This window comes from Enterobacter sp. 3U4, assembly GCF_057224565.1.
This window is the reverse complement of record NZ_CP136665.1, coordinates 4,572,023-4,586,004: the sequence shown is the minus strand read 5'-3', so window position 1 is coordinate 4,586,004 and position 13,982 is coordinate 4,572,023. Positions and strand designations below refer to the sequence as shown.

Annotated in this window: 11 protein-coding genes, 1 tRNA gene and 2 rRNA genes; 5 read left to right on the top strand and 9 right to left on the bottom strand. The window is 52.8% G+C overall.

Going from position 1 to position 13,982, the window contains the following annotated elements; genetic code table 11:
- Positions 1-52 precede the first annotated feature (52 nt).
- The 3 genes from RVY89_RS21855 to RVY89_RS21845 all read right to left on the bottom strand — a co-directional run bounded on the left by RVY89_RS21855 (position 53) and on the right by RVY89_RS21845 (position 4,839).
- Positions 53-2,956, bottom strand: a 23S ribosomal RNA gene (locus RVY89_RS21855).
- A gap of 182 nt (positions 2,957-3,138) precedes the next feature.
- Positions 3,139-3,214 (bottom strand) — tRNA-Glu (locus tag RVY89_RS21850).
- Positions 3,215-3,299: 85 nt separating this feature from the next.
- Positions 3,300-4,839 (bottom strand): 16S ribosomal RNA (locus tag RVY89_RS21845).
- Together the 16S and 23S rRNA genes with 1 tRNA gene alongside form the textbook arrangement of a ribosomal RNA operon.
- Before the next feature lie 471 nt (positions 4,840-5,310).
- On the opposite strand from RVY89_RS21845, the gene RVY89_RS21840 reads away from it, so the two are divergent.
- Positions 5,311-5,865 (top strand): gamma carbonic anhydrase family protein, encoded by a 555-nt coding sequence (locus RVY89_RS21840; protein ID WP_029740647.1) that lies wholly within the window; start codon positions 5,311-5,313, stop codon positions 5,863-5,865.
- Here RVY89_RS21840 and RVY89_RS21835 read toward each other — a convergent pair.
- The 6 genes from RVY89_RS21835 to dprA are packed head-to-tail and all read right to left on the bottom strand — an operon-like array spanning position 5,841 to position 9,624.
- The gene (locus RVY89_RS21835) at positions 5,841-6,089 is read right to left on the bottom strand and encodes a DUF1488 family protein (RefSeq protein WP_023345007.1); all 249 of its coding nucleotides are present in this window, start codon (positions 6,087-6,089) and stop codon (positions 5,841-5,843) included. The genes RVY89_RS21840 and RVY89_RS21835 overlap by 25 nt on opposite strands.
- Positions 6,086-6,904 carry a shikimate dehydrogenase gene (aroE, locus tag RVY89_RS21830; RefSeq protein ID WP_484826428.1) on the bottom strand — a complete coding sequence of 273 codons (819 nt, stop codon included), beginning with the start codon at positions 6,902-6,904 and terminating at the stop codon, positions 6,086-6,088. Before aroE ends, RVY89_RS21835 begins: the two co-directional genes overlap by 4 nt.
- 4 nt (positions 6,905-6,908) lie before the next feature.
- Positions 6,909-7,481 (bottom strand): L-threonylcarbamoyladenylate synthase type 1 TsaC, encoded by a 573-nt coding sequence (gene tsaC, locus RVY89_RS21825; protein WP_395304813.1) that lies wholly within the window; start codon positions 7,479-7,481, stop codon positions 6,909-6,911.
- Positions 7,474-8,028 carry a DNA topoisomerase family protein gene (locus RVY89_RS21820; RefSeq protein ID WP_484826427.1) on the bottom strand — a complete coding sequence of 185 codons (555 nt, stop codon included), beginning with the start codon at positions 8,026-8,028 and terminating at the stop codon, positions 7,474-7,476. The genes tsaC and RVY89_RS21820 overlap by 8 nt, the downstream gene beginning before the upstream one ends.
- A 26-nt stretch (positions 8,029-8,054) precedes the next feature.
- Positions 8,055-8,528, bottom strand: a complete 474-nt coding sequence (smg, locus tag RVY89_RS21815; protein WP_008503477.1) for a DUF494 family protein Smg — start codon at positions 8,526-8,528, stop codon at positions 8,055-8,057.
- Positions 8,500-9,624 (bottom strand): DNA-protecting protein DprA, encoded by a 1,125-nt coding sequence (dprA, locus tag RVY89_RS21810; protein WP_484826426.1) that lies wholly within the window; start codon positions 9,622-9,624, stop codon positions 8,500-8,502. Before dprA ends, smg begins: the two co-directional genes overlap by 29 nt.
- 127 nt (positions 9,625-9,751) lie before the next feature.
- Here dprA and def point away from each other — a divergent pair, with 127 nt between their 5' ends.
- Genes def through trkA form a run of 4 tightly spaced genes read left to right on the top strand, consistent with a single transcriptional unit; the run spans position 9,752 to position 13,972 of the window.
- A complete protein-coding gene (def, locus tag RVY89_RS21805; RefSeq protein ID WP_008503479.1) occupies positions 9,752-10,261 on the top strand; it encodes a peptide deformylase in 510 nt (169 codons plus the stop codon).
- Positions 10,262-10,286: 25 nt separating this feature from the next.
- Entirely contained in the window at positions 10,287-11,234 is a 948-nt protein-coding gene (gene fmt / locus RVY89_RS21800; protein WP_484826425.1) for a methionyl-tRNA formyltransferase, read from the top strand.
- A gap of 52 nt (positions 11,235-11,286) precedes the next feature.
- Positions 11,287-12,573 (top strand): 16S rRNA (cytosine(967)-C(5))-methyltransferase RsmB, encoded by a 1,287-nt coding sequence (gene rsmB, locus RVY89_RS21795; RefSeq protein ID WP_484826424.1) that lies wholly within the window; start codon positions 11,287-11,289, stop codon positions 12,571-12,573.
- 22 nt (positions 12,574-12,595) lie between these two features.
- Positions 12,596-13,972: a Trk system potassium transporter TrkA gene (gene trkA, locus RVY89_RS21790; RefSeq protein WP_008503482.1), complete on the top strand. Its 1,377-nt coding sequence runs from the start codon at positions 12,596-12,598 to the stop codon at positions 13,970-13,972.
- The last annotated feature ends 10 nt before the right edge of the window (positions 13,973-13,982 follow it).

The following is a 13,982-nucleotide window of genomic DNA, read 5'->3' as shown; positions in this document are numbered from 1 at the left end:
GTATCAGAGCTGAAAATCGCGTCTCTCTTCGCCGAAACAGCTTCGGCGTTGTAAGGTTAAGCCTCACGGTTCATTAGTATCGGTTAGCTCAACGCATCGCTGCGCTTACACACCCGACCTATCAACGTCGTAGTCTTCAACGTTCCTTCAGGACCCTTAAAGGGTCAGGGAGAACTCATCTCGGGGCAAGTTTCGTGCTTAGATGCTTTCAGCACTTATCTTTTCCGCATTTAGCTACCGGGCAGTGCCATTGGCATGACAACCCGAACACCAGTGATGCGTCCACTCCGGTCCTCTCGTACTAGGAGCAGCCCCCCTCAATTCTCCAGCGCCCACGGCAGATAGGGACCGAACTGTCTCACGACGTTCTAAACCCAGCTCGCGTACCACTTTAAATGGCGAACAGCCATACCCTTGGGACCTACTTCAGCCCCAGGATGTGATGAGCCGACATCGAGGTGCCAAACACCGCCGTCGATATGAACTCTTGGGCGGTATCAGCCTGTTATCCCCGGAGTACCTTTTATCCGTTGAGCGATGGCCCTTCCATTCAGAACCACCGGATCACTATGACCTGCTTTCGCACCTGCTCGAGCCGTCACTCTCGCAGTCAAGCTAGCTTATGCCATTGCACTAACCTCCTGATGTCCGACCAGGATTAGCTAACCTTCGTGCTCCTCCGTTACTCTTTGGGAGGAGACCGCCCCAGTCAAACTACCCACCAGACACTGTCCGCAACCCGGATTACGGGTCTACGTTAGAACACCAGCCATTAAAGGGTGGTATTTCAAGGTCGGCTCCACGCAGACTGGCGTCCACGCTTCAAAGCCTCCCACCTATCCTACACATCAAGGACCAGTGTTCAGTGTCAAGCTATAGTAAAGGTTCACGGGGTCTTTCCGTCTTGCCGCGGGTACACTGCATCTTCACAGCGAGTTCAATTTCACTGAGTCTCGGGTGGAGACAGCCTGGCCATCATTACGCCATTCGTGCAGGTCGGAACTTACCCGACAAGGAATTTCGCTACCTTAGGACCGTTATAGTTACGGCCGCCGTTTACCGGGGCTTCGATCAAGAGCTTCGCGTTGCCGCTAACCCCATCAATTAACCTTCCGGCACCGGGCAGGCGTCACACCGTATACGTCCACTTTCGTGTTTGCACAGTGCTGTGTTTTTAATAAACAGTTGCAGCCAGCTGGTATCTTCGACTGATTTCAGCTCCACCCGCAGGGGCTTCACCTACATATCAGCGTGCCTTCTCCCGAAGTTACGGCACCATTTTGCCTAGTTCCTTCACCCGAGTTCTCTCAAGCGCCTTGGTATTCTCTACCTGACCACCTGTGTCGGTTTGGGGTACGATTTGATGTTACCTGATGCTTAGAGGCTTTTCCTGGAAGCAGGGCATTTGTTACTTCAGCACCGTAGTGCCTCGTCATCACACCTCAGCGTTAAAAGGTACCGGATTTACCTGGAACCTCCGCCTACATGCTTAAACCGGGACAACCGTCGCCCGGCTAACATAGCCTTCTCCGTCCCCCCTTCGCAGTAACACCAAGTACAGGAATATTAACCTGTTTCCCATCGACTACGCCTTTCGGCCTCGCCTTAGGGGTCGACTCACCCTGCCCCGATTAACGTTGGACAGGAACCCTTGGTCTTCCGGCGAGCGGGCTTTTCACCCGCTTTATCGTTACTTATGTCAGCATTCGCACTTCTGATACCTCCAGCATGCCTCACAGCACACCTTCAACGGCTTACAGAACGCTCCCCTACCCAACAACACATAGTGTCGCTGCCGCAGCTTCGGTGCATGGTTTAGCCCCGTTACATCTTCCGCGCAGGCCGACTCGACCAGTGAGCTATTACGCTTTCTTTAAATGATGGCTGCTTCTAAGCCAACATCCTGGCTGTCTGTGCCTTCCCACATCGTTTCCCACTTAACCATGACTTTGGGACCTTAGCTGGCGGTCTGGGTTGTTTCCCTCTTCACGACGGACGTTAGCACCCGCCGTGTGTCTCCCGTGATAACATTCTTCGGTATTCGTAGTTTGCATCGGGTTGGTAAGCCGGGATGGCCCCCTAGCCGAAACAGTGCTCTACCCCCGAAGATGAGTTCACGAGGCGCTACCTAAATAGCTTTCGGGGAGAACCAGCTATCTCCCGGTTTGATTGGCCTTTCACCCCCAGCCACAAGTCATCCGCTAATTTTTCAACATTAGTCGGTTCGGTCCTCCAGTTAGTGTTACCCAACCTTCAACCTGCCCATGGCTAGATCACCGGGTTTCGGGTCTATACCCTGCAACTTAACGCCCAGTTAAGACTCGGTTTCCCTTCGGCTCCCCTATACGGTTAACCTTGCTACAGAATATAAGTCGCTGACCCATTATACAAAAGGTACGCAGTCACACCACGAAGGTGCTCCCACTGCTTGTACGTACACGGTTTCAGGTTCTTTTTCACTCCCCTCGCCGGGGTTCTTTTCGCCTTTCCCTCACGGTACTGGTTCACTATCGGTCAGTCAGGAGTATTTAGCCTTGGAGGATGGTCCCCCCATATTCAGACAGGATACCACGTGTCCCGCCCTACTCTTCGAGTTCACAACCTGTGTGCTTTCGTGTACGGGACTGTCACCCTGTACCGTGCGACTTTCCAGACGCTTCCACTAACACACAAGCTGATTCAGACTCTGGGCTGCTCCCCGTTCGCTCGCCGCTACTGGGGGAATCTCGGTTGATTTCTTTTCCTCGGGGTACTTAGATGTTTCAGTTCCCCCGGTTCGCCTCGTTAACCTATGTATTCAGTTAACGATAGTGCAACGAATTGCACTGGGTTTCCCCATTCGGACATCGCCGGGTCAAAGGTTCATATCACCTCGCCGGCGCTTTTCGCAGATTAGCACGTCCTTCATCGCCTCTGACTGCCAGGGCATCCACCGTGTACGCTTAGTCGCTTAACCTCACAACCCGAAGATGTTTCACTTCTGATTGCGAAAATTTGAGAGACTCGAACACACCTTAAAGATGTGTCGTTTCAATTTTCAGCTTGATCCAGATTTTTAAAGAGCAAATATCTCAAACATGACTCGCAAGTCAGTTTTGAGATATGACGGCAGGTGACTTTCACTCACGAACCAGCAAGTGGCGTCCCCTAGGGGATTCGAACCCCTGTTACCGCCGTGAAAGGGCGGTGTCCTGGGCCTCTAGACGAAGGGGACACTGAAGTCTCAATCGCAAGACGCCTTGCTATTTACTTTTCATCAGACAATCTGTGTGAGCACTACAAAGGCAGGTTCTTTAAGGTAAGGAGGTGATCCAACCGCAGGTTCCCCTACGGTTACCTTGTTACGACTTCACCCCAGTCATGAATCACAAAGTGGTAAGCGCCCTCCCGAAGGTTAAGCTACCTACTTCTTTTGCAACCCACTCCCATGGTGTGACGGGCGGTGTGTACAAGGCCCGGGAACGTATTCACCGTAGCATTCTGATCTACGATTACTAGCGATTCCGACTTCATGGAGTCGAGTTGCAGACTCCAATCCGGACTACGACGCACTTTATGAGGTCCGCTTGCTCTCGCGAGGTCGCTTCTCTTTGTATGCGCCATTGTAGCACGTGTGTAGCCCTACTCGTAAGGGCCATGATGACTTGACGTCATCCCCACCTTCCTCCAGTTTATCACTGGCAGTCTCCTTTGAGTTCCCGGCCGAACCGCTGGCAACAAAGGATAAGGGTTGCGCTCGTTGCGGGACTTAACCCAACATTTCACAACACGAGCTGACGACAGCCATGCAGCACCTGTCTCAGAGTTCCCGAAGGCACCAAAGCATCTCTGCTAAGTTCTCTGGATGTCAAGAGTAGGTAAGGTTCTTCGCGTTGCATCGAATTAAACCACATGCTCCACCGCTTGTGCGGGCCCCCGTCAATTCATTTGAGTTTTAACCTTGCGGCCGTACTCCCCAGGCGGTCGACTTAACGCGTTAGCTCCGGAAGCCACGCCTCAAGGGCACAACCTCCAAGTCGACATCGTTTACGGCGTGGACTACCAGGGTATCTAATCCTGTTTGCTCCCCACGCTTTCGCACCTGAGCGTCAGTCTTTGTCCAGGGGGCCGCCTTCGCCACCGGTATTCCTCCAGATCTCTACGCATTTCACCGCTACACCTGGAATTCTACCCCCCTCTACAAGACTCTAGCCTGCCAGTTTCGAATGCAGTTCCCAGGTTGAGCCCGGGGATTTCACATCCGACTTGACAGACCGCCTGCGTGCGCTTTACGCCCAGTAATTCCGATTAACGCTTGCACCCTCCGTATTACCGCGGCTGCTGGCACGGAGTTAGCCGGTGCTTCTTCTGCGGGTAACGTCAATTGCTGAGGTTATTAACCTCAACACCTTCCTCCCCGCTGAAAGTACTTTACAACCCGAAGGCCTTCTTCATACACGCGGCATGGCTGCATCAGGCTTGCGCCCATTGTGCAATATTCCCCACTGCTGCCTCCCGTAGGAGTCTGGACCGTGTCTCAGTTCCAGTGTGGCTGGTCATCCTCTCAGACCAGCTAGGGATCGTCGCCTAGGTGAGCCGTTACCCCACCTACTAGCTAATCCCATCTGGGCACATCTGATGGCAAGAGGCCCGAAGGTCCCCCTCTTTGGTCTTGCGACGTTATGCGGTATTAGCTACCGTTTCCAGTAGTTATCCCCCTCCATCAGGCAGTTTCCCAGACATTACTCACCCGTCCGCCGCTCGTCACCCGAGAGCAAGCTCTCTGTGCTACCGCTCGACTTGCATGTGTTAGGCCTGCCGCCAGCGTTCAATCTGAGCCATGATCAAACTCTTCAATTTAAGTTTGATGCTCGTGAATTAAACTTCGTAATGAATTACGTATGTTCACTCAGAGACTTGGTATTCATTTTTCGTCCGAGGACGTTAAGAATCCATGTCACTTTGAGTGCCCACACAGATTGTCTGATAAATTGTTAAAGAGCAGTGCAACGCGGCTTTCGCTCACCGTTGCGAGGTGGCGTATATTACGCTTTCCTCTTTCAGAGTCAACCCGTTATTTCAGGATTTTTTCTCTTCAACCGACCGGGTTGTTTGTGAAGTGATTCACATCCGCCGTGTCGATGGAGGCGCATTATAGGGATCCCATTTTTTAGCACAAGTATTTTTTAGATCTTTTTTTCCGACTGCTGATTTTCCGCGCTTTTCGCTGAAATCCCGCCCGATCTGCTTAAATATTGACGTATTTTGCCTTGCCTCGATCCATTAATATGATCAAAGTCTTCTGTATAGCGCTCATTGTTAGAGGTAGATATGCCCGCAGTATTACGTCCTTATAAAGATTTGTTCCCCCAAAAAGGCGATCGCGTGATGATCGATGCCAGCAGTGTGGTGATTGGCGATGTGCGAATGGCCGATGATGTCAGCATCTGGCCGCTCGTCGCCATCAGGGGAGATGTTAACTATGTGTCGATTGGTGCACGTACCAACATTCAGGACGGTAGCGTTCTGCATGTCACGCACAAATCCTCTTATAACCCCGAGGGTAATCCCCTCATCATTGGTGAAGAGGTTACCGTCGGCCATAAAGTGATGCTGCACGGCTGCACTATCGGAAATCGCGTCCTGGTTGGCATGGGATCGATTTTGCTGGATGGCGTCATAGTAGAAGATGACGTAATGATTGGTGCCGGTAGCCTGGTCCCGCAGAACAAGCGGCTGGAGAGCGGCTATCTCTATCTGGGAAGCCCGGTAAAACAGATCCGCCCCCTGAAGGAGGCAGAGATCGAAGGGTTAAAATACTCGGCGAACAACTACGTTAACTGGAAGAATGACTATTTGGATCAGGATAACCAAACCCAGCCCTGATCGTCTTCCTGCTGTTCGCGGATTAAATCGCTGGCTTCCTCTTCCAGATCCCAGCGATTTTCGCAAAATACCGCTAGCGGGTCTGTACCGCCAAAACGATGCAACAGCGTTTCTCCGTGGATGGCACAGGTAAGTTGCATACCCTGCACCAGCACCGGGAAACAGACCGCTTGTTTATGCTCATCCCAGCTCTCTCTGTCCGGGAAATGAATAGCCTGATTCACGCCGAAAGCTCCTGCTTTAGCTTTTCAATGACCGGCTCGACTGCAGGCAACACCCCGTGCCAGAGCAGCACCGCATGCGCGGCCTGCCCCACCAGCATTCCCAGCCCATCGGCTAACTGTTTCGCGCCGTGTTGTTCACACCAGTTCAGGAAAGGCGTCTTCCCTTTCTGATAGAACATGTCATAGAAGTACATATGCGCACTGACCAGCGAAGTCGGGATCGCCGGGATCTCACCGTTGATGCCGCTGGATGTGGCGTTAATGACAAGATCGAACTCACGTTCGGCAAGATCGTCAAGCGCTACCGCGCTCACGCTGCCGGTATGCGCAAACAACGCAGCCAGCGCTTCTGCCCGGGAAAAGGTTCTGTTCGTGATGGTCACCGAACAGTCCAGCGAAAGCAGAGGCAACAGAACGCCCCGCGATGCGCCACCCGCGCCAATCAGCAGGATTCGGAATCCGGACTTGATAAAGGAGAGTCTTTCCAGATCGCTGAGTAAACCAATCCCGTCGGTGTTGTCACCCAGAAGGCGTCCATCCTCAAGCCGTTTGAGAGTATTGACTGCGCCTGCAAGTGAAGCGCGCTCGGTCAGCTCATCCGCATGTTCGAATGCTTCCTCTTTAAACGGGACCGTCACATTCGCGCCTTTGCCCCCCGCGGCGAAAAAGGCCTCCAGCGTTGGGATAAAAGCATCCACTGGCGCCAGTACTCGACCGTAGGGATGATCTATCTGCAGCTGCTCCGCGAACTGCTGATGGATCAACGGTGACTTGCTGTGTGCAATGGGATTACCAAAAACAGCATAGGTTTCCATGAGATTACCCCTGGCGAAAACGTTCGCCGGTCAGAGCGTCGCGAATTTCAGACGGATTCAGGCGCCCTCCCGTTTCACCGACAGCGACAGGGAAGTCATTCCCGAACTGCGCCAGTACTTCTTCGGTTGTCCGACAAGGTGGCAATCCGGTCAGGTTGGCGCTGGTTGAGACCAGCGGTTTACCAAATGCCAGACACAGCTCCACCACCAGCGGATGATCGGTTACGCGAACGGCGAGGGAATCAAAACGTCCGGTTAACCAGCGAGGCGTTGTCGGCTGCGCCGGGAAAACGAAGGTCACCGGGCCAGGCCACGCGGAGAAGATAGTCTCGCGCTGAGCCGGCGTCAGCATGGAGTCATCGATATAGGGTTTAAGCTGCTCATAATTCGCAGCGATTAAAATCAATCCTTTCTCGACGGGTCTTTGTTTTAAGGCAAGCAGGCGGCTCACAGCCGTCTCGCTGTCAGGGTCGCAACCGACCCCAAAAACAGCTTCAGTTGGATAGGCGATGACTTCTTCATTTTTCAGTACGTCCACTGCATGCACAATGGAGCCTGATGGCAGGTTATTATTCACTGTTTTGATCCGCCGTAACCGGCTTTCCACATTGTTTACTGGCGCAGAAGCGTTTCATGCCTTGCGCGGTTTTCTTCTCTAGAAGTAGCGGGTAATTGCAATGAGGGCAGGTTCCCGCTACCGGTTTAAAATTGATAACAAACTGGCATTCAGGGTAGCGATCGCACGAATGGAAAGTCTTACCATAACGGGAGCGGCGCTGTACCAGTTGACCGCGCTGACACTGAGGGCACGCAATTGCCGTTTCATCAGGCTTATCAATTTGTTCCGTATGTTCACATTCCGGGTAGCGGCTACATCCAATAAACATGCCGAAGCGCCCCTGGCGTAAGGCGAGTTCGCCACCGCAGAGAGGACACAGCTGACCCTCCAGAATTTTAACGATATGCCCATCCGCCTGGCTTTTCAGAGGACGAACATAATCACATTCCGGATAGTGAGAACAACCGAGAAACGGGCCGTGTTTCCCGGACCGAATAACAAGTTCAGCCCCGCACTGCGGGCAGGGCTCGTTTTTATGCACCGTGAACAGTGCTGATTTGGCCATAACAACTCTTGGTGCTGCACATTGAATTAGTGCAGCATACCTTCATTCACTTCAAAGAGTAATTCTTCCATTTGCTGATAGGCGTTTTCACAGCCCGGGATATTAAACAGAACCATCAGGATCACCCACTTGAGATCTTCCAGTTCAAATTCTGCTGTATCCAGCGCCATAACGCGCTCTATCACCATTTCTCTCGTTTCGAGGTTTAGCACCTGAATCTGCTCAAGGAATAAAATGAATCCCCGGCAGCTGGCGTCCAGCCGTTCACACTCTTCAGCGGTATAAATGCGTACAGACAATGGGTCAGATGCAAGCTGCATCGGTTCGGCAAGGCCTTCCTGATAATCAGCCAGTTTTTCCAGCCACATCAACGCATTGTAGATATCTTCCCGCTCAAATCCCGCATCGGTAAGATCCTGTGTCAACTTGTCCTGATCCACTCGCATTTCTGCTTCGTTATGGATATAAGTCTCAAACAAATACATCAGTACGTCGAACATGGCATGCCCTCCTTAATCGGACATAGCCGCCGGGTACAGCTGCGATCCACCCTGCTAACTCCAGTTCGAGTAGCTGTGCTACCGTTACTGGCACAGGTTGGCCGGCACGTTCAGCGACAACGTCAACAGGTGTTACCTCATCTCCTACGTTAGCCAGGAGCTTGGGAAATGGCAATGCCACCTTTCCCTGATCTGATGAATATTGTCGCTTTTCGGGATCTTCCTGCAGCCATTGCAGTCCATATTGCAAATTTTCAAGAATGTCCCCTACTTCCGTTACCGGTGTGGCCCCTTGTTTAATCAGCCAGTGGGGCCCCTCGCATCCGGGGTTACCTATCGGGCCAGGTAAGGCAAAGACTTCTCGTCCCTGTTCGAGCGCGCATCGCGCCGTGACCAGCGAACCGCTTCTCCGCGCCGCTTCAACCACCAGCACGCCTTTGCTAAGGCCGCTGATTATTCTATTACGACGCGGAAAGTTTGCTGGCTTGGGCTGCGCGGAAAGCGGAAACTCAGACACTATCGCCCCGTCAGACTCAATAAGCCGCAGCGCCAATGCCTGATGCCGGCGTGGATAAATGCTAAAAAGACCGTTCCCCAGCACCGCGACACTTCGTCCTTTGACTGACAGCGCCGCGCTGTGGGCAACGCCGTCAATACCACAGGCCAGCCCGCTGGTGATCGTGAAACCGCTTTGTGAAAGTTGTTCGCACAGGATTTTCCCCCATCGCTCGCCGTACCATGACGGCGCACGACTGCCTACCACCGCCAGCTGAACGGTATTAAGCGTCTCTGGGTTACCTTTTATGAATAATGCCCCGGGATAGTCAGGGATCGTGCGCAGTAGAGGGGGATAAAGGGAATGATTGGCCGTTAATAAATGATGTCCCGGCTGCTCAAGCCATATCAGGCTACGTTCCAGCTCACTCTCACTCAACGCAAAGAACCGTTCAGCCTGCTTTACTGTCAGTCCAGCATTTCTTAAGACAAGCGTGTCGATGCCTTCCTGCCTGTGCAGTCGTGCAGCCGCTTCCATCATGACATCACCACACAGAGAACCTGTGTGCATGAGCCGTAGCCAAATCTCGGTAGACGTCATCCTTTCCCCTGCCATAAGCGCTCTCCGCAATCATTGCGATTGGTCACTGATGCTGTCAATCGATGGGGGATTTGTCTAGAATAGAGGTAGTATTCTTATCAACTCCTGAACACGACTCTGGAAATTTATGGCAGTTTTGCAAGTGTTACATATTCCGGACGAGCGCCTTCGCATCGTCGCTGAACCGGTCAAAGAAGTGAATGCAGAAATCCAGCGTATCGTTGATGATATGTTCGATACCATGTACGCCGAAGAGGGCATTGGCCTGGCGGCGACGCAGGTGGACATTCACAAGCGTATTATCGTGATTGATGTTTCTGAAAATCGCGATGGCCGCCTGGTGCTGATCAACCCTGAGTTGCTCGAAAAGAGTGGCGAAACCGGTATTGAGGAAGGCTGTCTGTCCATTCCTGAACAGCGTGCTTTAGTGCCGCGTGCCGAAAAAGTGAAAATTCGCGCCCTGGATCGTGACGGTAATCCGTTCGAACTGGAAGCCGACGACCTGCTGGCGATTTGTATTCAGCATGAGATGGATCACCTGGTCGGTAAACTGTTTATCGATTATCTCTCGCCGCTGAAACAGCAGCGTATTCGTCAAAAAGTAGAAAAACTGGATCGTTTGCGCTCTCGCGCATAACGTCCCCCCGGATACAAGGATCATCGTGTCTAAAACACTACGAATTATCTTCGCGGGAACCCCTGATTTTGCAGCGCGTCATCTTGACGCGCTGTTATCGTCTGGTCACCAGGTTGTTGGCGTCTTTACCCAGCCGGACCGTCCTGCTGGTCGCGGTAAAAAACTGATGCCGAGCCCAGTCAAGGTGCTGGCAGAAGAGCATGGGCTACCCGTTTTCCAGCCCGCATCGCTGCGCCCGCAGGAAAATCAGCAGCTGGTTGCTGACCTGAATGCCGACGTAATGGTGGTGGTGGCTTACGGTTTAATTCTGCCGAAAGCTGTGCTCGATATGCCTCGCCTGGGGTGCATCAACGTGCATGGGTCTCTGCTCCCGCGCTGGCGTGGTGCTGCACCTATCCAGCGCTCGCTGTGGGCAGGTGATGCCGAAACGGGCGTTACCATTATGAAGATGGACGTAGGTTTAGACACCGGCGATATGCTGTATAAACTGGCCTGCCCCATTACGTCAGACGATACCAGCGCCACGCTGTATGACAAACTGGCAGACCTTGGTCCACAAGGACTTATCGAGACACTCCAGCAGCTTGCTGACAATACGGCGAAACCAGAAGTTCAGGATGACGCGCTGGTGACTTATGCCGAAAAACTGAGCAAAGAAGAAGCGCGGATCGACTGGTCCCTTTCGGCCGCTCAGCTTGAACGCTGCATTCGCGCTTTTAATCCGTGGCCAATGAGCTGGATGGAGATTGATGAACAGCCGGTGAAAGTCTGGAAAGCCTCCGTCATTAGCGGTACTACCACGGCTGAACCCGGTACGATTGTTGACGCCAACAAGAACGGCATCCAGGTGTCGACTGCGCAAGGGATATTGAATCTTGAATCGCTCCAGCCGGCCGGTAAGAAAGCCATGAGCGCTCAGGATCTGTTAAATTCCCGTCGTGAATGGTTTATCCCGGGCAATCGCCTTGCCTGAGCAAATTTATCCTTAAGGCCCGGTGTTTCCGGGCATTTTTATTTTTACGGTTATGAAAAAACAAAATTTACGCAGTATGGCGGCTCAGGCCATTGAGCAGGTTATCGAGCAGGGGCAGTCATTAAGTAACGTCCTGCCCCCTCTGCAACAAAAAGTCTCTGATAAAGACAAAGCCCTGCTTCAGGAGCTATGCTTTGGCGTCCTGCGCACGCTCTCTCAGCTTGAATGGCTGATTAATAAGCTGATGTCACGCCCAATGACAGGCAAGCAGCGCACCGTACACTATTTGATTATGGTGGGTTTTTATCAGCTTCTTCATACCCGCATCCCACCTCATGCCGCGCTGGCAGAGACGGTGGAAGGTGCCGTTGCGATTAAACGTCCTCAGCTGAAAGGGCTGATCAACGGCGTATTACGTCAGTTCCAGCGACAGCAGGATGAGCTTCTGGCTGAATTTGCCCAAAGTGAAGCCCGCTTCCTGCATCCGGACTGGCTGTTGAAGCGCCTGAAAAAAGCTTATCCGCAGCAGTGGCAGGATATTGCCGATGCTAACAACCAGCGCCCGCCAATGTGGTTGCGCGTGAATCGTAATCATCACAGCCGTGACGCATGGCTGACCTTGCTCGAAGAAGCTGGAATGAGCGGCTTCCCCCATGACGCATACCCTGATGCCGTGCGCTTAGCATCGCCTGCACCGGTACATGCATTACCCGGTTTTGATGAAGGCTGGGTAACTGTACAGGATGCCTCGGCTCAGGGTTGCATGACCTGGCTTGAACCCCAAAACGGTGAGCAGATCCTCGATCTCTGCGCCGCACCGGGGGGCAAAACGACGCATATTCTTGAAGTGGCTCCGCAAGCCAGCGTGATGGCGGTGGACGTTGATGAGCAGCGTCTTTCACGCGTCTATGACAACCTCAAGCGCCTGGGTATGAAGGCACAGGTTAAGCAAGGCGATGGACGCAAACCCGCAGAATGGTGTGGTGATACCCAGTTCGATCGCATTTTGCTGGATGCCCCATGCTCTGCAACCGGTGTTATTCGTCGTCATCCGGACATCAAGTGGCTACGCCGCGATCGTGATATTAAGGAACTTGCCCAACTGCAATCCGACATTCTCGACGCCATTTGGCCACATCTTAAACCTGGCGGAACGCTGGTTTATGCAACCTGCTCCGTACTGCCGGAAGAAAACAGCCAGCAAATCGCGGCCTTCCTTAAACGTACGCCGGACGCCGCGCTGCGCGATACGGGAACGCCTGAAACCCCGGGTCTGCAGAACCTGCCGGGTGCTGAAGAGGGTGATGGCTTCTTTTACGCTAAGCTAATCAAAGAGTGATGTTGAGAACAGGTCGCGAGATATGAAGATTATCATTCTGGGTGCAGGACAGGTGGGCGGAACGCTGGCGGAAAACCTGGTTGGCGAAAACAACGACATCACCATCGTGGATACCAACGGCGATCGCCTGCGTGTGTTGCAGGACAAATTTGACCTGCGCGTTGTGCAGGGTCATGGTTCGCACCCACGTGTTCTTCGTGAGGCGGGCGCCGACGATGCCGACATGCTGGTTGCGGTAACCAGTTCTGATGAAACCAATATGGTGGCCTGTCAGGTGGCCTACTCGCTTTTCAACACGCCAAACCGAATTGCGCGTATTCGCTCTCCGGACTATGTTCGCGATGCTGAAAAACTGTTTAACTCAGAAGCGGTCCCTATTGATCATCTCATAGCCCCAGAACAGCTGGTTATCGATAATATCTACCGCCTGATCGAATATCCAGGCGCCCTGCAGGTGGTGAACTTTGCCGAGGGCAAAGTGAGTCTGGCGGTGGTTAAGGCCTATTACGGCGGCCCATTGATCGGCAATGCGCTTTCCACCATGCGCGAGCACATGCCGCATATCGATACGCGCGTCGCAGCGATTTTCCGTCACGACAGGCCAATTCGTCCGCAGGGATCCACGATTGTTGAAGCCGGTGATGAGGTGTTCTTTATTGCGGCCTCACAGCATATTCGTGCGGTGATGAGTGAACTTCAGCGTCTCGAAAAACCCTATAAACGCATTATGCTGGTCGGCGGCGGCAATATCGGTGCCGGTCTGGCACACCGGCTGGAAAAAGATTACAGCGTGAAGTTGATCGAGCGCGATCAACAGCGTGCTGCTGAACTGGCGGAAAAACTGCAAAATACGATCGTATTTTATGGTGATGCGTCCGATCAGGAGCTACTGGCTGAAGAGCATATTGATCAAGTTGATCTCTTTATTGCCGTCACCAACGATGACGAGGCAAATATAATGTCCGCCATGCTCGCGAAGCGCATGGGGGCAAAAAAAGTCATGGTGCTTATCCAGCGCAAGGCGTATGTCGATCTGGTTCAGGGCAGCGTTATTGATATTGCCATTTCCCCTCAGCAGGCGACCATTTCCGCGCTCCTGAGCCATGTGCGTAAAGCGGATATTGTCGGTGTGTCATCGCTCCGCCGCGGCGTAGCGGAAGCCATTGAAGCCGTGGCGCACGGAGATGAAACCACATCACGCGTCGTGGGCCGTTCGATAGACGAAATTAAGCTGCCACCGGGCACGATTATCGGTGCCGTCGTGCGCGGGAATGATGTCATGATTGCCAATGATAATTTACGTATTGAGCAAGGCGATCACGTTATTATGTTCCTTACCGATAAAAAGTTTATTACCGACGTCGAACGTTTATTCCAGCCAAGTCCATTCTTCCTTTAATGTGTCGGGT